The organism is Paenarthrobacter sp. NPDC018779 (genome assembly GCF_044391085.1).
Taxonomy (GTDB): Bacteria; Actinomycetota; Actinomycetes; order Actinomycetales; family Micrococcaceae; genus Arthrobacter.
The window spans coordinates 378,094-396,636 of the sequence record NZ_JBIRZS010000001.1; the positions used below are offsets into that span (position 1 = coordinate 378,094).

Here is an 18,543-nt window from a genome sequence, read left to right on the forward strand (position 1 = left end):
TGCGTCTTTGCTGGTGTCAGGTGGTCTTGAGCTGTGGGGCGATGCCCAGGCACAGCCAGTCGGTAATGTTGGCGGCCATGGTGGCCTGGTCCGGCTTGGCGGAAGTCGCGGCACTTCCGAGCCACATTTCGCCTGCGTTCCGGACGAGGCCGATCGCAGCCGTAGGCCAGTACTCGATGAGGGCCTCGTTATCCGGCCCCAGGTATTGGCGCATGGGAGTGGCGATCATGCCGGTGATCTGCTCGAAAAAGTTGCCCAAAGCGCCGGACGCGGCAATGGCATCCTGCGCTGAAGCCTCGCCCGGTGTCAGCCTCGTGATGAAGGCATAGACATTCGGGCTTGATTCGGCCATCTGGAGGTAGGCGGAGACCATGGCATAGAGCCCCTCACGCGGAGTCTGTGCCGACTGGGCCGCGTCCTTCATGCGGCGTTGCATCTGTCCGAGGACCACCTCGCCCATGGCCTGCTGCAGTCCTGCCTTATCTCCGAAGTACCGGTAGTAAACCGATTTGGAGGTTCCGGCCGCGCCCGCGATGTCCTCCATGGACGCGTCGCTGCCCAGCGCATGAACGGCCTTCCTCGCTGTCTTGATCAATGCCCGCCGCCTCTCCTCGCGGTGGGATTGCCAGCGGGCCGTGCGGCCGTCCACGGCACCTTCGGGACCATCGACGGCGGCAGGGGAGTACTCGACGTCGGTTCGGCCGACGCCCCGGGGGGCAGGAGAGAAATCTGCGGGACCACTGTTCACGATACCCAGCGTATCAGGTACGCTGGGTATCAGTAACCGGCAACTTTTCCGAAGGAGACAAACATGGCTTCAGCAGGTGCAACATCGGGCGCAGCCCAAGAACCCGGGCAGGTACGGTCAGCGGTGATCGTGGGCGGAAACCGGATCCCGTTTGCGCGTACGGGCGGTGCGTACGTGAAGTCGTCCAACCAGGACATGCTCACCGCAGCACTGGACGGGCTGATCGCGCGCTTTGGGTTGCAGGATGAACGCATCGGCGAAGTGGCGGCAGGAGCCGTGCTGAAGCATTCCCGGGATTTCAATCTCACGCGTGAGGCGGTCCTGGGCTCGGCGTTGTCTCCGGAGACTCCGGCGTACGACCTGCAGCAGGCTTGCGCCACCGGCCTTGAAACGGTCCTGGGCCTGGCCAACAAGATCAAACTGGGGCAGATCGATTCCGCCATTGCCGGCGGCGTGGACTCGGCGTCGGATGCCCCCATCGCCGTCAGCGAGGGGTTGCGGGAAATCCTCCTGGACCTTAACCGCGCCAAGACGCCGGTCCAGAAGTTGCGCATCCTTGGAAAGATCAGGCCCAAGGACCTCGCCCCGGATGCACCCAACACCGGCGAACCGCGTACCGGACTCTCCATGGGCGAACACCAGGCCCTCACTACGGCACAGTGGAAGATTACCCGCGAAGCCCAGGACGAACTCGCCTTCAACAGCCACCACAATCTCGCCTCCGCCTACGACCACGGCTTCTTCGATGACCTCATCACCCCTTACCGTGGCCTCAACCGCGACTCGAACCTGCGTCCGGACACGTCCCTGGAGAAGCTCGCTGCACTCAAGCCGGTGTTCGGCAAGAACCTTGGCTCCCAGGCCACCATGACCGCCGGCAACTCGACGCCGCTCACGGACGGCGCTTCCACCGTGCTGCTCGCCAGTGCGGAGTGGGCGGAAAGCCGCGGCCTGCCCAAGCTGGCCACCGTCGTGGATGGTGAGGCGGCCGCCGTCGACTTTGTCCATGGCAAGGACGGGCTGCTGATGGCGCCGGTATTTGCCGTTCCGCGGCTTCTGGCCCGTCAAGGACTCACTTTGGAGGACATCGACTTCTTCGAAATCCACGAGGCCTTCGCGGGTACCGTGCTCAGCACCCTGGCGGCGTGGGAAGACGAAGACTTTGGCCGTACCCGGCTGGGCCTGGACGGCGCCCTCGGCAAGGTGGACCGCGCCAAGCTCAACGTGAACGGATCCTCCCTCGCGGCGGGCCATCCCTTTGCGGCCACCGGGGGCAGGATTGTTGCTTCGCTGGCCAAAATGCTCCATGGCAAGGGCACGGTGGACGGACGTCCTGCCCGCGGCCTCATCTCCGTTTGCGCCGCCGGTGGACAGGGCGTCGTAGCCATCCTGGAAGCTGCGTAGGGGGCCCAATGACGGACAAATACACCCAAATCGTCAGCCGCGGACTGGGCCGGGACGTGGCCAGGAAGCTTGGCCTGCCCCAGCCCGTCCTGTTGCGTCGGTACCATCCCGGTGACCCGTTGATCTCCGGTCCGGTGTTGGTCAACGGGGACAGCGTGGGCGCCGACGATCTCGCTACCACCCTGCTGGGGTGGGGGCTGGACGTCCGCCGGAATGCTTTGCCCAAGGAAAAGTTGGGCGCCATCATCCTGGTCCTCGATTCCGTGCAGCACCCTGAGGACCTCGGAAAGCCTGTCCTCACCGTAGGTGCTTCCCTCCGGGACCTCGCACCCAATGGCCGGGTCATCACGGTGTCCCGGGCAGCCGGGGGAACCTCGTCCCCGGCCACCGCCGCCGCACGCCAAGGCATCGACGGCTTGCTGCGTTCCCTGGCGAAGGAGCTCCGATCGGGGGCGACGGCCAACGGTGTCCTGCTTGCGGAGGACCTGTCCACCACCAGCCCCTCCGCCCTCGGTGCAGTCCGGTTCTTCCTGTCCGGTCGCTCGGCCTACGTGGACGGACAATTCCTTTCGGTGACGTCCGCGGCCGGCAGGCTGCCTGGCGTTGCGGACAAGCCCCTCGCAGGCAAAGTCGCCGTGGTCACCGGAGCTGCGCGGGGGATCGGTGCCGCGATCGCCCGCACCCTGCACCGGGATGGCGCGAAAGTGGTGTTGGTGGACATCCCTGCGGCCGGAGACCACCTGGCCGAGGTGGCCAACCAGGTGCACGGGACGGCGTTGCAGCTGGATATCAGCCGCAGCGATGCGGGGCAGCGGATCATCGAGCACGCCGTGGAGCGCCACGGCAGGCTGGACATTGTTGTGCACAACGCCGGTATCACCCGGGACCGCCTCCTTGCCAACATGGACCAGGGCCGCTGGCAGTCGGTGATTGCCGTGAACATCGCCGCGCAACTGCGGATCAATGAGGCACTCCTGTCATCGGGGCATTTCAAGGATGCGCCGCGCATTGTCTCGGTTGCCTCAACCAGCGGTATCGCCGGCAACCGGGGCCAGACGAACTACGGCGCCTCCAAGGGTGGTGTGATCGGCATGGTGCGTTCAACCGCGCCATTGATGGCATCCTTTGGCGGGACCATCAACGCTGTGGCTCCCGGCTTCATCGAGACGGAGATGACCGCCCGGATGCCCCTGGCCATCAGGGAGGCGGCCCGCCGGCTGAACTCCCTCAAGCAAGGTGGCCAGCCGACGGACGTGGCCGAAGCCATTGCCTTCCTTGCAAGCGACTCCGCCGGGGGCATTTCCGGGGAGGTCCTTCGCGTCTGCGGACAGCAACTGGTGGGCGCATGATCCAGGCCCAGCCCGTCATCCTTGGGGAGTTGCCGTCGCTGTCCAAGCTCTACGTCAATGCCGCCGCCAACGCGGCCCGGAGGCGCGTCCTGGGGACTCCGCCGCGCAGGAAGTTGCCGGCAGTGAGCCATGAGGTCCGGGATGTGACGGCGGACGTTGAAAACCTCACGTCCTATCAGCACTTCCTCGGCGAAACGGCGAGTGACATCCTTCCCGCCGGATTCGTCCACGCCTTGGCTTTCCCGGTGACCATGAGCGTCATGAACCGTGACGACTTTCCGTTGCCGCTGCTGGGGATGATCCATCTCAGGAACCACGTGGAGCAGTACAGCCCCATACAGTTCACCCAGTCGCTGGATATCAGGGCGTGGGCGGAAAACCTCACCGGTCATCGCGCAGGTACGCAAGTGGACGTGGTGGCCGAGGTCCGTCACCATGCATCGCAAGTATTGCTGTGGCGAGGGGTTTCCACTTATCTGGCCAAAGGCGTGTTCCTGCCCGGAATCGATAAGGCCGGGACGTCCAACAGCGCGGCACAGACGGACTTCAAGCCGCCCTTTCCCACCGCCCTCTGGCAACTCGGGGTGGACACGGGACGCAGTTATGCCGCGGTGTCAGGTGACTTCAACCCGATCCATTTGAGCGGTCTCTCAGCCAAGGCCCTGGGGCTGCGCGGATCGATTGCCCACGGCATGTATCTGGCGTCCAGGGCGTTGGCCGACGTGGGTTCTGTCAAGGCCGAAGCTTTCACCTGGGACGTAGCCTTCGAAGCCCCCGTGTTCCTGCCGGCGCGGGTGGCCTTGGATATCTCCACAAGTCAGGCCGCGTCCGGGGCATGGGAACGATCGGAATACGTCGCCTGGAATCCACGGAGCGGACGTCGGCATTTCATCGGCAGCGTTGCGGCGCTGGGCTAGGCTCCGGGGCACGACGGCGGCGGCAGTCAGCAATGGTGACTGCCGCCGTCGTCGTTAGCACGACAGGGCCGGATTTCGGCACATGACGCAAGCGGCAATAAATGTGAGCAAGCTCGCAAGTGGGTAGTTTTGCGACCGTTGAATTAAACAATCAAGGCCCGGAATTCGAAAATTCCAGGCCTTGAGTTGGTGCGCGGAGGGGGACTTGAACCCCCACCCCCTTTCGAGGACTAGCACCTCAAGCTAGCGCGTCTGCCATTCCGCCACCCGCGCAGGTGGTGTTCGAAGTATCTGTTTGGGCCGTGCGGCACTTCACTTTCCTTCGAAGCAGCGAGAAAAACTCTAACACGCTTTGGGGGAACACAAAAATCGGGCAACCGGAGCGGAGTGGCCGGGCAAAGCGTGGTCCGGTGGGAGGCTCAAATGTCTGCACCCTCGCCCATCCGATGAGTAGGCTGAAGGTACACGGGACGGCACAGCAGCGGAATCCGCGCTGCGCGTCACCGGAACCTGCAGCCCAGCCACGCAAGGAGAACTTCCATGTCTGTCATCCGTCCCGAGGACGAAGTAGTCCGGATCTGCCAGGAGCTCATTCGCATCGACTCGTCCAACTTCGGCGATGGCACAGGGCCGGGGGAGCGTGCTGCGGCTGAGTACACCGCAGGCCTCATCAGCGAAGTCGGCCTCGACGTCGAGATCTTCGAATCCGAGCCTGGGCGGGCAAGCGTGGTCACCCGCATGGCCGGCGAGAATCCATCCGCGGACGCGTTGGTGGTCCATGGCCACCTGGACGTGGTTCCGGCACTGAAGGACCAGTGGAGCGTTGATCCTTTCAGCGGTGAACTGAAGGACGGCCTGATCTGGGGCCGTGGAGCGGTGGACATGAAGGACATGGACGCCATGATCCTGTCCGTGCTGCGTGATTTCGCCAGGACTGGCCGCAAGCCCAAGAGGGACATCATTTTTGCCTTTTTCGCCGACGAGGAAGCGGGCGGAACGTACGGGGCGCGCTATGCCGTGGAGCACCGCCGTGAACTGTTCGATGGTGCAACTGAAGCCATCTCGGAAGTGGGCGGTTTCTCGGCAACAATCGGTGGCCAGCGGACCTATCTCCTGCAAACAGCCGAGAAGGGTATCTCCTGGCTGCGGCTGGTAGCGCACGGCCGCGCCGGCCACGGCTCCCAGATCAACACGGACAACGCAGTGACCCGTCTCGCGGCTGCCGTCACCAGGATCGGCGAGTACACGTGGCCCATCGAGCTGACTCCCACGACGCGGCAGTTCCTGGACGGCGTCACCGAACTCACCGGAGTGGAGTTCGACCCCGACAACCCGGACATCCTCCTCAAGGAACTGGGGACCGTGGCGCGGTTCGTTGGTGCGACCCTGCAGAACACTTCCAACCCCACGTACTTGCGCTCGGGTTACAAGCACAATGTCATTCCGGAGTCCGCCGAAGCTTTCGTCGATTGCCGCACGCTGCCGGGTCAGCAGGAGTTGGTGTTCCAGACCATCAAGGAGCTCGCCGGTGAAGGCATTGACATCAGCTACGTGAACAAGGATGTGTCCTTGGAAGTCCCGTTTGCGGGGAACCTGGTGGACTCCATGATCGATGCCCTCCACTCGGAGGACCCTGGAGCGAAAGTGCTGCCCTATACGCTTTCCGGTGGAACGGACAACAAGTCGTTAAGCAAAATCGGTATCACGGGCTACGGCTTTGCCCCGCTCATGCTGCCGGACGAGCTTGATTTCACCGGCATGTTCCACGGCGTCGATGAGAGGGTTCCCGCCGAATCGTTGAAGTTCGGCGCCCGCGTCCTGAACAGGCTGCTTACCAACTACTAGGAAGGCTGAGGCAATGGTTCCCGAGGAAATCCTGCCCGACGAACTGCTCGAGCGGCTCCGGGGGCGGGCTGCGGGCTACGACAGGGACAATGCGTTCTTCCACGAAGACCTCGCGGACCTTGCCGGCGCCGGTTACCTCAAGGCTTTTGTTCCGGCGTCCGACGGCGGCCTGGGCCTTGGCCTCGAAGCGGTAGCTGCGCTTCAGCGACGGCTCGCCACGGCTGCGCCGGCCACAGCGTTGGGCGTGAACATGCACCTGGTGTGGACCGGCGTCGCGCATGTCATGAACGCCAGGGGAGACGATTCCCTGGCCTTTGTCCTCAAAGAGGCCGGAGAAGGGGAGGTTTTCGCCTTCGGGATTTCCGAAGCGGGCAATGACTCCATGCTCTTCGATTCCGGTACTGTGGCCGAGCCGTTGCCTGATGGCGGCTACCGGTTTACCGGCCGCAAGATTTTCACCAGCCTGTCCCACGGCTGGACGCGGCTGGGTACCTTCGGCAAGGACTCCGATGCCCGTGATGGCGAGGGCGAACTGGTGTTCGGATTCCTGCGCCGCGAGGATCCCGGGCACCGGACCCTTGACGATTGGAATACGTTGGGCATGCGTGCCAGTGCGTCCAACAGCACCTTGCTGGAGGGTGCTGTGGTGCCGCCGGAACGGATCTTTCGGAAGCTCCCGGCAGGACCGAACCGGGATCTGCTGATCTTCGCGATTTTCGCCTGCTTCGAAACGTTGCTCGCTGCCGTCTACACCGGGCTTGCGGAGCGTGCCTTCGTCCTGGGCGTGGACGCCGTGAAATGGCGGGTCTCCTCGAAGTACGGGGGACGCAGTTTTGCCCAGGATCCGGACATCCGCTGGAAGATCGCCGATGCCGCCATGGCCCTGGACGGCATCTACCCACAGCTGGCCGGCCTGGCCCGGGACGTGGACGGGTTGGTGGACCACGGTCCGCAATGGTTCCCGAAGCTGGTGGGCCTGAAATCACGGGCGACGGAGAATGCCCGCTACGTGGTTGACGTGGCCATCAGGGTGTCCGGGGGAGGGAGCTATTTCCGTGGCTCGGAGCTCGAGCGGCTCTACCGTGACGTGCTGGCCGGCATCTTCCACCCGTCCAACGACGAATCGGCGCACAATACAGTGGCCAGCGCCTGGTTGGGACCCTTGGAAAACTAGTCGGTGGGATTACACCGTTCGTTGGACGGAGTACACCTTCCGGCGGAGCCAGAAACGGCGGCCGCCGCCCATATACAGCCGGCTGCGCTCCAACTCCCACTTGCCGTACTCGGAGTGCTCTGCCAGCCGACGGCGGGCCTCCGGCAGCGAATCCTCAGGTCCAACCGTCAGGACGAGGTACTCGTACTGACGGGCATAGTCTCGTTGGCGCTCAACGGAGCCGCCTTGAAATTGTTCCTTCATCCCTCTCCATTTTGGTCCTTTTCCGGCTAACGTGAAGGCATGAGCATCGATCCGCGTGTCGCGCTGCAGTCACTGACTGCTGCCTTCGAAGAGCATCTGGCCGCTGCCTCCGCCCGGCGCGGGGAGGGTGATCCCACCGTCGAGGCGGCCTTCTTCGCCGTAGCCGATGCGTTTGAGGTTTACGAGGACGCACTCTACGAGGCCTACTCCGAGGTTACTCCCCTTCAAGTGTTCGACGAGGATGACGAGGACGGTGAAGAGGTCCTCGACGAGGACCTCGAAAGCCTGGAGGACTGAGCAACTGTCACCGGCCACCCAACGGGTGGCCGGTTTTTTTGTGCCGGTTTTGGGCTTCTTTGTGCTGCCTTGGGCCCGGATTGGCGCTGATCTCCGGCGTCGAACCACGAGCCAAGGCACGTAGTCCCAAGTAGCGCAGCTAGGTACTCGCGAGTATGCGCAAGGGGTAAACCTGCGCAAAGTTGAGTACCGACTACTGGTGCGCCCCCATTTCCCCCCGGCTTCACTGGGTTGTAGGCAATGGCAGGTCTGCAAAAGAAGGCTGACATGGTACGAGTTCCGCTCTTGCGCCAAGGCAAGGCAACAGCACCCAAGCGTGCAACCCACACCGTCACGGAATTCCCCCTGCAACCGGCCGTTGCCACCGTCAATCCGCCGGTGTCTCCCTGGATTGACAAGTCCGTTGCTGCACAACGGACTGAAAAGGCGGGACTGGCGGCACTGGGGGCAGATGTCACCCTGGACCTCATGCCGCCAGTCACCCGCCGGCCCGCGCACGCGGTGCTGCCGCGGCCCGACAGTTCAACGTGGATCCGGTTGCTGAGGAATGCCCTCCGCCTTTCCGACAGTGTTTTGGTGGCGGTCGCGGTTTTTGCCGGATACCTGTTGAACACCGATGGCTTCGCTACGGCTGCGGAGGGAACCGGATACACACGGCAAGCCATCCTGGGACTGCTCATCGGGTTGGCGTGGATTGGCGCACTGGAGGTCTACCGCACGCGGGATTCGAAGGTCCTTGGCGTCGGCCCGGAGGAATACAAGCGCGTCCTCTCGGCCAGCCTGCGGGTCTTCGGCTTCCTGGGCGTCGCCGCGGTGGTGTTCAGGATCGAGTCCGTCAGCACCTTCGTCCTTGTTTCGCTGCCCATCGGCGTTGCTGCCCTTGCGGTGAACCGGTGGGCTTTCAGGCGCTGGCTGGGCCGGCAGAAGGCCCATGGCCTGTGCCTCTCCCGAGCCATCGTGGTGGGTGAGCCGGAGGACGTCAGGTACGTCATCAAGCAAATCAACAGGAAGTCCGGAGCCCCTTACGACATTGTGGGAGCCTGCCTTCCGGGCGCACGCCGGGGAACAACCCTCGTGGTGGACGAACGCCGTGTCCCTGTTCTCTCGTCGATCTACGGGGTGGCCCGCACCGTCCGGCAGACCGGAGCCAACGCAGTGATCGTGGCAGGCCCAGTCCCGGGCGGCAACCAGTTCATCCGCGAGCTGGGGTGGCGGCTCGAGGAAGACGCTGCCGAACTGGTGCTCGCGGCAACACTGACCAACGTCGCCGGTCCCCGCATCCACTGGCGTCCAGTCGAAGGCCTCCCACTGATGCACGTGGACATCCCGCACTATTCCGGTGGGAAACACACCCTCAAGCGGGTCATGGACATCGCTGTCGCGGGCGCAGCGCTTCTGGTCCTGGCGCCCGTGCTGCTGGCACTGGCCCTGATCGTGCGCGCTGACAGCCCCGGTCCCGTCCTGTTCAAGCAGGAGCGGATCGGAAAGCGTGGAACCACCTTCCAGATGCTCAAGTTCCGGTCCATGGTGGTGGACGCAGAGGCCAGGCTGGAAGAACTCAGCACCAAGGACGAAGGAGCCGGTGTGCTGTTCAAGATCAAGGGAGATCCAAGGATTACCAAGTGCGGCCGGTGGATGCGGAAGTACTCCCTGGACGAACTGCCGCAGTTCTGGAACGTCCTGATGGGAACCATGAGCCTGGTGGGCCCCCGGCCGCCCCTGCTCCGCGAAGTGAACGGCTACGAGCAGCACACCCACCGCAGGCTCCTGATCAAGCCGGGCATCACCGGCTTGTGGCAAATCAATGGACGCTCCGACCTCCCGTGGGACGAAGCTGTCCGCCTGGACCTGTACTACGTCGAAAACTGGTCCATCGCGGGGGACCTCATGATCATGTGGCGGACCTTCCGGGCCATGACCCGGCCCGCCGGAGCCTACTAGACCGTTTCAACCCAGTCACCTTCACAGAATCCGAGTGGAAAATGAGCATAGGAACCATTCCATCAGGCCAACTGAATGGCCACGGGCTGCGCCCCAAACTGCGGATCGCCGTTGTGGGCGCGGGCTATTGGGGGCCCAACCTGGCGAGGAACCTCAAAGCCAGCCCGGACTGGGAACTCGTGGCCATCTGCGACCTGGACGTCGAACGGGGACTCCGCCTGGCGGAAACGGTAGGTGGGGTGGCCGTCGTCGAATCCCTCGACGAACTGTTGGACACCTACAACCTTGACGCCGTAGCCGTGGCGACGCCGGCCCACACCCACCACGGCGTGGTGATGACCGCCCTGCGGGCAGGCAAGCATGTGTTGGTGGAGAAACCACTGGCGGACAGCAGGGCCAAGGGCCTTGAGATGGTGGAGGAGGCCAAGGCCCGCGGTTTGGTCCTCATGGCCGACCACACCTACTGCTTTACCCCGGCGGTCCTGAAAATCCAGGAGCTGGTCAGCAGCGGCGCCTTGGGCGACATCCTGTACGTCGACTCCGTGCGCATCAACCTTGGCCTGGTCCAGCCCGATGTGAACGTGTTCTGGGACCTTGCCCCGCACGATCTGTCCATCCTGGATTTCATCCTCCCCGGCGGACTGCACCCCACGGAAATCTCCGCGCACGGGGCCGATCCACTCGGGACCGGGCGCGACTGCGTAGGCCATCTCACCTTCGGGTTGCCCAACGACGCCATGGTCCACATCCATGTGAACTGGCTGAGTCCCACCAAGATCAGGCAAATGATCATCGGTGGATCCAAGAGGACGCTGGTCTGGGATGACCTGAATCCCCAACAGCGGCTAAGCGTCTACGACCGTGGAGTCAGCCTGGAACACCAGCCCCGCTCCGCCGCGGACAAGAAAGCGACAGCGATTTCCTACCGCCTGGGAGACACGTGGTCCCCGGCACTCCAGGAACGTGAGCCCTTGACCCAGGTGGTGGCCGAACTGGCCTCGTCCATCCGCAACCACTCGACTCCACGGACCAGCGGCGAGTCCGGACTGCGAGTCCTGTCAGTCCTGGAAGCCGTCACCCAGAGCCTTGGCACCGACGGGCACGCAGCCGTTGTGGCGGGGAACGAAGTCTCCCTCCAGGTTGCCCAGTGAACGCCCTCCTCGGCGCCACGGCACTGGTCACGGGTGGGGCGGGCACCATTGGATCCACCCTGGTGGATCAGTTGCTCGACGCCGGAGTGGCTCACGTAGACATCCTGGACAACCTGGTGCGTGGCCGTAAAGCCAACCTCGACGATGCCATGGCCTCCGGACGTGTCCGTTTGGTCGAGGGGGACATCCGCGAGCGCGACCTGGTCCACGATTTGACCATCGGCAAGGACCTGGTGTTTCACCAGGCGGCCATACGCATCACCCAGTGTGCGGAGGAACCGCGGCTCGCGTTGGAAGTTCTGGTGGACGGGACGTTCACCGTCCTTGAAGCGGCCGTCGAGCACAAAGTGGGAAAGCTCATCGCGGCCTCCAGTGCTTCGGTTTACGGCATGGCAGAGGAATTTCCGACGACGGAACGTCACCACCACCACAACAACGACACCTTCTACGGCGCCGCCAAGTCGTTCAACGAAGGCATGGCCAGGAGTTTCCGGGCCATGTCCGGCCTGGACTACGTGCTGCTGCGCTACTTCAACGTCTACGGGCCCCGCATGGACGTCCACGGACTCTATACCGAGGTGCTGGTCCGCTGGATGGAGAGGATCGTTGATGGACTTCCTCCATTGATTTTCGGAAACGGCGAGCAGACCATGGACTTCGTGCACACGGCGGACGTGGCCCGTGCCAATGTCCTTGCGGCCGCGAGCAGCGTGAATGAGGGCGTGTACAACGTGGCCAGCGGTACGGAGACCAGCCTTGCCGACCTCGCCCGTACCCTGCTGCACGTCATGGATTCGCCTTTGCACCTGGAGCATGGGCCGGAACGGGCAGTGAACGGTGTGGTCCGCCGCCTGGCCGACACCACCCTTGCCCGGCGTGACCTGGGCTTTGAGGCCGCCGTGGGTTTGGAGGACGGATTACGTTCCCTGGTTGACTGGTGGAGGCCCCTCCGGGAGGAAATCGCCGCAGCCAGGTCCGCCACCCGGCCGGCGGTGCCGGCAGCAGGTGCACGATGACCATGTCCGAGACCTCGCTGGCGCGTATCGACGTCATGAAGCCGTGGCTTGGAGCCGAAGAGGCCCAGGCCGTGGCGGAGGTCATAGCATCGGGCTGGGTTGCCCAGGGACCCAAGGTACGCCAGTTCGAGGAAGCTTTCGCCCGTGAACAGCAGGCGGCTTACGCCGTTGCGGTCTCAAGCTGCACCTCCGCCTTGCACTTGGCCTTGGCCGTCGCCGGTGTTGGTCCCGGCGACGACGTGGTGGTGCCCTCCCTTTCCTTCATTGCCACGGCGAACGCGCCCACGTACGTGGGCGCACGGCCGGTGTTCGCCGACGTCGACCGCGTCACCGGCTGCGTGACGGCCGAAACCGTGGCCGCCGCGCTCACTCCCAGGACCCGGGCCGTCATCGCCGTGGACCAGGGCGGTGTTCCGGTGGACCTGGATCCCCTTCGTGCGCTGTGCGATCCCTTGGGCATCGTGGTGGTGGAAGATGCTGCGTGCGCCATCGGGTCGCGGTACCGCGGGCGGCCGGTGGGTGCCGGTGCGGAAGTGGCGGCATGGTCCTTCCACCCCCGCAAGATCCTGACCACGGGGGAGGGTGGCATGCTCTCGACGTCCCGGAAGTACTTTGGCGACCGTGCCCGCAGGCTGCGCGAACATGCCATGAGCGTTTCGGCCGCCGACCGGCATGCAAGCGTTCTGGCCCCGGCTGAGGAGTACCTCGAAGTTGGCTTCAATTACCGCATGACGGACCTTCAGGCCGCCGTCGGACTCGTGCAGTTGGGCCGGCTGGCCCAAGCCGTGCGCCGGCGTCGTGAACTGGCCGCCAACTACGCTGACGCGTTTGCCGGTGTGGATGGCCTGCGGCTCGTGGACGATCCCGTGTACGGGGCGGGCAATTACCAGTCGTGCTGGCTGGAAATCGGTGAGGTTTTCCCGCTGGAACGCGATCAGTTGATGGTTCGCCTGGCTGAGGACGGAATCTCGGCCCGGCGCGGCATCATGGCCGCACACCGCCAGCCCGCCTACGCCGGGAGGGACACTGGCAGCGCCGCCCTCGACGCCACGGAATGGCTCACGGACCATACGTTGATCCTGCCCCTCTACCACCAGCTCACGCTCGCCGACCAGGTCCGCGTCATTGATTCCGTGCTCCGGGCGGCAGGGCGGGGACGATGAGCGAGCTGCTCCTGATCGCTGCAAGCGGCCTGGCCCGGGAAGTCCTGGCCATGGTCCGCAGCAGCGGGCCGTTCGATGTCATCGGCATACTTGACGACGACGAAGACAAGCTCGGACGCGTCGTCGATGGAGCCCACGTCCTCGGTCCCATCCGTGACGCCCTGAAATTCCCGCATGCACTGCTGCTGGTCTGCATCGGATCGGGCAGCGGCAGGGAAAGCGTCGTCATGCGGTTGCGGGCGCTTGGACTGTCCGAGGACCGTTACGCCACCGCCGTCGATCCCTCCGCCCATGTTCCGGAAGGGTGCCGCATTGGCCCCGGCAGCATCATCCTGGCGCATGTAACCATGACTGCTTCGGTGACCCTCGGCAGCCACGTCGTGGCCATGCCCGGAGTGACGTTCACCCACGATGATGTTGTCAGCGACTTCGCGACTTTCGCCGCAGGCGTGTCCCTGGGCGGTAACGTCCACATCGGCAGGGCAGCGTACATCGGGATGAACGCCAGCGTCCGCGAGCGCCGCACGGTTGGCGCAGGTGCCACCATCGGCATGGGTGCCGCCGTTTTGAGCGATGTTCCCGAGGACGAGACGTGGGCGGGTGTTCCTGCACGGATCATCCGGCGCGGCAACTACCCTGCGTTGGAGGGCATCCTGTGACTCTCCAGAAGCACGTGGCGACCACCCAACGCAGGCCAACGCCCTCGAGGGCCTTTGCGCTGAGCGTCATCAATGCGTTCGTCACGCGCCTGGGGACCATTGGGATTGGCATTGCCCTTGCCCGTTTGCTGGGGCCGGAGGAGTTCGGCACGTACGCGGTGGCGTTCGTCGCCTTGATTGCGGTGTTGAGCTTCAACGAGTTGGGGGTGAGCCTGGCCATTGTCCGGTGGCCGGGGGACCCAAAGCATATCGCTGCTACGGTGACCACGATTTCCACGGCGTGCAGTGTTGTCCTCTTCGCTGCTTCCTATGTGGCTGCCCCGTACTTTGCTGCCGCCATGGGCAATGAGGCCGCCACGGATGTTGTCCGGCTGCTTGCTACGTGCATCGTCTTCAACGGCCTCGTGGCCACCCCCGCTGCCCTCCTGCAAAGAAACTTCCGCCAAGGGCAGCGGATGGCCATAGACCAAGTGAACGTGTGGCTCGGGGCGGGTGTTTCGCTGGTCCTGGTCATAGCCGGCATGGGGGCCATGAGCCTTGCCGTCGGCCGGGTGGCAGCAAGCATTGTGTCCGCCGTGCTCTTCGTGGTTTTTTCTCCGTTGCCTTACCGCTTCGGTTTTTCCCGGAAGGCGGCCCGCGAACTGTTGTCGTTCGGGCTGCCGCTGGCAGGGGCGAGCCTGGTGGTTTTCAGCGTGGGCTACGTGGACCAGTTGGTGGCAGGCAAGATGCTGGGACCCGTGACGCTGGGACTGTACGTAATGGCGTTTAATATGGCGGGTTGGCCCGCGGCGCTGTTGTCGCAGCCCCTCAGGAGCGTCGCCCCGGCCATGTTTGCCCGGTTGCAGGACAATCCGGAAGACATGCGGGCCGCCCTGCTTTCCTTGTTGGGTGCCTTGTCCGCGGTGCTCCTCCCGGTCTGCGCGGTGATGATGGGCTGCGCTGTCGCCTTGGTGACCCTGGTCTACGGGGATGCCTGGTCCTTGGCGGGCCTGGCCCTGGTGTGGCTGGCGCCGCTGACCGCTCTGCGCATCCTTCACGAACTGTTCTATGACTACCTGGTGGTGGTTGGCCTCTCCATGTCGATTTTCAGTGTCCAACTAGTGGCGCTGGTGGCATTGGTTCCAGGACTGATTGCCGGGGCCTTGCTGGGCGGGATGCCGGGCCTGGCCATGGCTCCGGCAGGGGTGGCCCTGCTGGTGACAACACCCATGTATCTCAGGACCCTGCGCCGGGCGAACGTCGCACTGCGGGACCTGGCGGCCCGTGTGGCTGTTCCGCTCGCCCTGGCCGCCGTCACAGGCTACGCGTCGTGGCTCGTGTCCCAGGCACTGCACTCACCCTTGCCTGCTGTCCTTGCTTCCACCGGCATTGGACTTGTGGTCATGGGTGCCGGCCTCGCCCTGCGGCGCTCCGACGTCGCCGAAATCCGGCGTTGGGGCCGTGGCCGCGAGGAGGTGGCCGTATGAGAATCGTTGTCTACCCCCACGACCTTGGCCTCGGCGGAAGCCAACTGAACGCCATTGAGCTGGGCGCCGCCGTTCAGGCCCTGGGACACGAAGTGATGCTGTTCGGACAGCCCGGCCCCTTGGTTCGCAGGGCCAAGGAACTGGGCCTTGAGCACGTCCAGGCCCCGGTACCGGGGAAGCGTCCCTCGCCGGCCGTGGTCCGGGCATTGGGGCGCCTGGTCCGCGAGCGCGGCGTGGACATCATCCACGGCTACGAATGGCCCCCCGCCTTGGAGTGCCTCGCCGCCAGCAAAATAGCGGGCGGTTCCGCCGTCGCCACCGTCATGTCCATGGCGGTTGCACCTTTCATTCCCTATTCCATGCCCTTGATGGTGGGAACGGAGCAGATCCGCCGCCATGAAGCGAAAGCCGGCCGGGGAGCGGTCCGCCTGATGGAACCCCCTGTCGATACTGCAGCCAACAGTCCGGATGCCGGCGCTGCCACAGACGAATTCCGGGCAAGGTGGGGCCTGGCGGACGCGGCCTTGCACGTTGTCTGTGTTTCGCGCCTGGCCCACGAACTGAAGCTGGAGGGAATCCTCGCGGCCATGGATGCCGTGGCGGATCTTGCCCGCGCAGGGGACGTGCGTTTGGTGGTTGTGGGATCCGGGCCGGCCGAGGCAACCGTCCGCGGACGCGCCGAGCGGATCAACGCCGGGGCCGGACGCGCCGTGGTTGTCCTGACCGGGGAAATCGAGGACCCACGCCCCGCCTACGCGATGGCCGACGTGGTGTTGGGAATGGGCGGCTCGGCACTGCGGGGCATGGCGTTTGCCAAGCCCCTGGTGGTTCAAGGCGAGGAGGGCTTCTGGGAGCTCCTGACGCCGGAATCGCTGCCAACCTTCCTGTGGCAGGGCTGGTACGGCGCAGGGCCCGGGAGTTCCGGGAAAGGAAGCGGGGCGCTCGCCGCCATCCTGGCCCGCCTCCTGGACGACCAGGGGCTGCGCACAGCCCTGGGCAGTTACGGCCGGCGCCTGGTTGTGGAACGTTTTTCCTTGGAGCACTCCGCGCAGCGGCAACTGGACCTCTACACGGAAGTTTGCGGGTCACCGAAGCGGCAGGTTGCGCTTGCACCGGCCGAGGCAAAGGCCCTGTCACGGTATGCCGCCTATGTTGCGCGACGCCGCTGGCTCCGGCTACGCGGCCAAGCCGCCTTGGACGATTTCAATTCCCGTCCCGTTGCGTCCTCGCCACGGCCGGCCTGGAACCCCGCTGAGGTCCGGCCATGACGCAGACCATCATGTACGTTTCCGGAGGCCGCTGGGACGGCATCCCCGGCACGGACAGGCTCCTCGCCGAGGCGCTCGCAGTACACGCCGACGTGTTGTGGGCGGACCAGCCAGTTTCCGTCCATCGCTACGCCGACGTCCGCCGCCACGCCTTCCGCAGCCTCAAGGGTGTTCCCGAACAGGTGGCCCCGTCCATCAACCGGCTCCGCCTCCCTGCACTTCCTGGTTTCAGCCGCCCCCTGGTCCGGCGGATCACCGAAGCACTGGCCACAAGGGCCTTGGTGTCCGCCTCGCAGAAGGCGGACATCGCCGTCGTCGTTAATTCCTCCCCGGTGGTGCCGTTCCCGGCAGCCATCAGTGCTCCCCGGCTTCTTCACCTCACGGACGACTGGCTGGCCGCCTCGGATCTCCTGGGCTTGTCGCGGCGCCATGTGGAACGGGTCCTGCAGGCCAACTGCGCCATGGCAGATGTGATCACCGCGGTCTCGCCCGGCCTGGCCGAAAAGATGACCGCGCTCGCAGGCCGCACCGTGGAGCTGCTGCCCAATGGTTGCCGGACCCCGGCGGCAGGGGACCCGGACGCCGTGGGGCGGCCCGTTGCCGCCCTGGTGGGGCAACTGAACGAACGGCTGGATGAGGACATCCTCACCGAACTGGGCCATGCCGAGGTGCCGCTGGTGGTGGTGGGACCCCGGACCGAACGCGATCCGGGGATGGCACGCTTCCTGGATGGCTTCCTTGCCCTGCCGTCGGTGGATTGGCGCGGTGAAGTCCCCGCCGATGAGGTGGCCCGGATCCTCCAAACAGTCGCGGTGGGCCTGACCCCGTACAGCGTTTCGGAGTTCAATACGTCAAGTTTTCCCTTGAAGACCCTCGAATACCTCGCATCAGGTGTTCCCGTGGTTGCGACGGACCTGCCCGCCACACGGTGGGTTGGGGGATTGTCCGTCTCCATCGCCGGGACACCTAGGGAATTCGTGGATCTTGTGCGTTCCAGGATCGTTGACCCGCCCGGCCCTGTGCGGCGGCTGGCGATCCAGGACTCGGCTCTCGCGCACACGTGGGATGTCAGGGCAGAACAGCTGCTTTCCCTAGTGGGCAAGCATCAAACCACGGAGCCGGACAGCACACGCGGACCCCGTCATGTTGGGAGCAAATGATGCAATTTCGTACCGTCATAGCGAGCATAATCCGGCGGTGGTACGTGCTGGTCGCCGGCATCCTGGTCACCGGGCTGGTGTGCGTGGCCATCCAGATGAACGCCCCGGACAAGTTCAAAGCCCAAGCGAGCCTGGTGCTGATGCCCTCCAGCCAGAGCATCGGCGCAGCAGGCAACCCCTACCTCTACCTGGGAGGCATGAGCGAGGCGCTGGACATCCTGATCCGTAAACTCTCCTCGCAGCCGGTCAAGGAACGGGTTCTGGCGAACTTCGGCACGGCCACGTACGCGGCCGAACCGGACCGTGGAACCAACGGTGCCATCCTGGTCATCACAGCCACCGCCGACTCACCGGAGCAAACCATGTCCCTGCTCAAGGCCGTGATGGAGGAAACCCCGCGCTCCCTCAACGAGATGCAGGAAGCCCTCAATGTCGCCGTTCCCGCCAGGATCACCACCATGAACCTGTTGGTGGACCGGCAGGCCGTGCCGGAGGTGAAAGCCCGGACCCAGCTGGTGTTGGTAGCAGGCGCCGGTGGAGTGGCCGTGACCCTGGTGATCGCTGTCCTCCTGGACGGGCTGCTCTTGACCCGGCGACGCCGCAAGCTGGCAGCAGAGCAGGAAATCACCGTGGATCCCTTGGCCGCCTCGCCGGTGAGATCCCGCAACCGCAACAAGGCCCAGGCCACCACAGAACCTGAAACCGACGGCGTCCTGCCCTTGTCTTCCGGACCAAGTTAGCC

At 64.7% G+C, this 18,543-nt stretch carries 17 protein-coding genes and 1 tRNA gene; 15 read left to right on the plus strand and 3 right to left on the minus strand.

Going from position 1 to position 18,543, the window contains the following annotated elements; all coding sequences use genetic code 11:
• Nucleotides 1-16: 16 nt before the first annotated feature.
• Nucleotides 17-649, minus strand: coding sequence for a TetR family transcriptional regulator (locus ACH488_RS01760; protein ID WP_397321956.1), 633 nt, complete (start codon nt 647-649; stop codon nt 17-19).
• A gap of 162 nt (nt 650-811) precedes the next feature.
• Between ACH488_RS01760 and ACH488_RS01765 the strand changes: the two genes are divergently transcribed.
• The 3 genes from ACH488_RS01765 to ACH488_RS01775 are packed head-to-tail and all read left to right on the plus strand — an operon-like array spanning nt 812 to nt 4,418.
• Nucleotides 812-2,152 (plus strand): acetyl-CoA C-acetyltransferase, encoded by a 1,341-nt coding sequence (locus ACH488_RS01765; RefSeq protein ID WP_397321823.1) that lies wholly within the window; start codon nt 812-814, stop codon nt 2,150-2,152.
• A gap of 8 nt (nt 2,153-2,160) precedes the next feature.
• Nucleotides 2,161-3,501 carry a 3-oxoacyl-ACP reductase gene (locus ACH488_RS01770; RefSeq protein ID WP_397321824.1) on the plus strand — a complete coding sequence of 447 codons (1,341 nt, stop codon included), beginning with the start codon at nt 2,161-2,163 and terminating at the stop codon, nt 3,499-3,501.
• The gene (locus tag ACH488_RS01775) at nt 3,498-4,418 is read left to right on the plus strand and encodes a MaoC family dehydratase (protein ID WP_397321825.1); all 921 of its coding nucleotides are present in this window, start codon (nt 3,498-3,500) and stop codon (nt 4,416-4,418) included. Before ACH488_RS01770 ends, ACH488_RS01775 begins: the two co-directional genes overlap by 4 nt.
• 187 nt (nt 4,419-4,605) lie before the next feature.
• Here ACH488_RS01775 and ACH488_RS01780 read toward each other — a convergent pair.
• Nucleotides 4,606-4,691, minus strand: a tRNA-Leu gene (locus ACH488_RS01780).
• A gap of 267 nt (nt 4,692-4,958) precedes the next feature.
• Between ACH488_RS01780 and ACH488_RS01785 the strand changes: the two genes are divergently transcribed.
• A complete protein-coding gene (locus ACH488_RS01785; RefSeq protein WP_397321826.1) occupies nt 4,959-6,263 on the plus strand; it encodes a M20/M25/M40 family metallo-hydrolase in 1,305 nt (434 codons plus the stop codon).
• A gap of 13 nt (nt 6,264-6,276) precedes the next feature.
• Nucleotides 6,277-7,437 (plus strand): acyl-CoA dehydrogenase family protein, encoded by a 1,161-nt coding sequence (locus ACH488_RS01790; protein WP_397321827.1) that lies wholly within the window; start codon nt 6,277-6,279, stop codon nt 7,435-7,437.
• 9 nt (nt 7,438-7,446) lie between these two features.
• Here the strand turns inward: ACH488_RS01790 and ACH488_RS01795 are convergent, their stop codons facing one another.
• The gene (locus ACH488_RS01795) at nt 7,447-7,680 is read right to left on the minus strand and encodes a DUF5703 family protein (protein WP_387438396.1); all 234 of its coding nucleotides are present in this window, start codon (nt 7,678-7,680) and stop codon (nt 7,447-7,449) included.
• A 39-nt stretch (nt 7,681-7,719) separates the two neighbouring features.
• Between ACH488_RS01795 and ACH488_RS01800 the strand changes: the two genes are divergently transcribed.
• The 10 genes from ACH488_RS01800 to ACH488_RS01845 all read left to right on the plus strand — a co-directional run bounded on the left by ACH488_RS01800 (nt 7,720) and on the right by ACH488_RS01845 (nt 18,541).
• Nucleotides 7,720-7,977, plus strand: coding sequence for a hypothetical protein (locus tag ACH488_RS01800; RefSeq protein ID WP_397321829.1), 258 nt, complete (start codon nt 7,720-7,722; stop codon nt 7,975-7,977).
• A 267-nt stretch (nt 7,978-8,244) separates the two neighbouring features.
• Nucleotides 8,245-9,918 (plus strand): sugar transferase, encoded by a 1,674-nt coding sequence (locus ACH488_RS01805; RefSeq protein ID WP_397321830.1) that lies wholly within the window; start codon nt 8,245-8,247, stop codon nt 9,916-9,918.
• Between the two features lie 41 nt (nt 9,919-9,959).
• On the plus strand, nt 9,960-11,069 hold the full coding sequence (locus ACH488_RS01810; RefSeq protein ID WP_397321831.1) for a Gfo/Idh/MocA family protein: 1,110 nt from the start codon (nt 9,960-9,962) through the stop codon (nt 11,067-11,069).
• Entirely contained in the window at nt 11,066-12,085 is a 1,020-nt protein-coding gene (locus ACH488_RS01815) for an NAD-dependent epimerase/dehydratase family protein (RefSeq protein ID WP_397321832.1), read from the plus strand. The genes ACH488_RS01810 and ACH488_RS01815 overlap by 4 nt, the downstream gene beginning before the upstream one ends.
• Nucleotides 12,082-13,248, plus strand: a complete 1,167-nt coding sequence (locus ACH488_RS01820) for a DegT/DnrJ/EryC1/StrS family aminotransferase (RefSeq protein WP_397321833.1) — start codon at nt 12,082-12,084, stop codon at nt 13,246-13,248. The genes ACH488_RS01815 and ACH488_RS01820 overlap by 4 nt, the downstream gene beginning before the upstream one ends.
• Nucleotides 13,245-13,907, plus strand: a complete 663-nt coding sequence (locus ACH488_RS01825; RefSeq protein WP_397321834.1) for an acetyltransferase — start codon at nt 13,245-13,247, stop codon at nt 13,905-13,907. The genes ACH488_RS01820 and ACH488_RS01825 overlap by 4 nt, the downstream gene beginning before the upstream one ends.
• Complete coding sequence (locus tag ACH488_RS01830) at nt 13,904-15,373, plus strand: oligosaccharide flippase family protein (protein WP_397321835.1); 1,470 nt, start codon at nt 13,904-13,906, stop codon at nt 15,371-15,373. The genes ACH488_RS01825 and ACH488_RS01830 overlap by 4 nt, the downstream gene beginning before the upstream one ends.
• The gene (locus tag ACH488_RS01835; protein ID WP_397321836.1) at nt 15,370-16,641 is read left to right on the plus strand and encodes a glycosyltransferase; all 1,272 of its coding nucleotides are present in this window, start codon (nt 15,370-15,372) and stop codon (nt 16,639-16,641) included. The genes ACH488_RS01830 and ACH488_RS01835 overlap by 4 nt, the downstream gene beginning before the upstream one ends.
• Entirely contained in the window at nt 16,638-17,801 is a 1,164-nt protein-coding gene (locus tag ACH488_RS01840; protein ID WP_397321838.1) for a glycosyltransferase, read from the plus strand. Before ACH488_RS01835 ends, ACH488_RS01840 begins: the two co-directional genes overlap by 4 nt.
• Entirely contained in the window at nt 17,798-18,541 is a 744-nt protein-coding gene (locus tag ACH488_RS01845) for a hypothetical protein (RefSeq protein WP_397321839.1), read from the plus strand. Before ACH488_RS01840 ends, ACH488_RS01845 begins: the two co-directional genes overlap by 4 nt.
• The last annotated feature ends 2 nt before the right edge of the window (nt 18,542-18,543 follow it).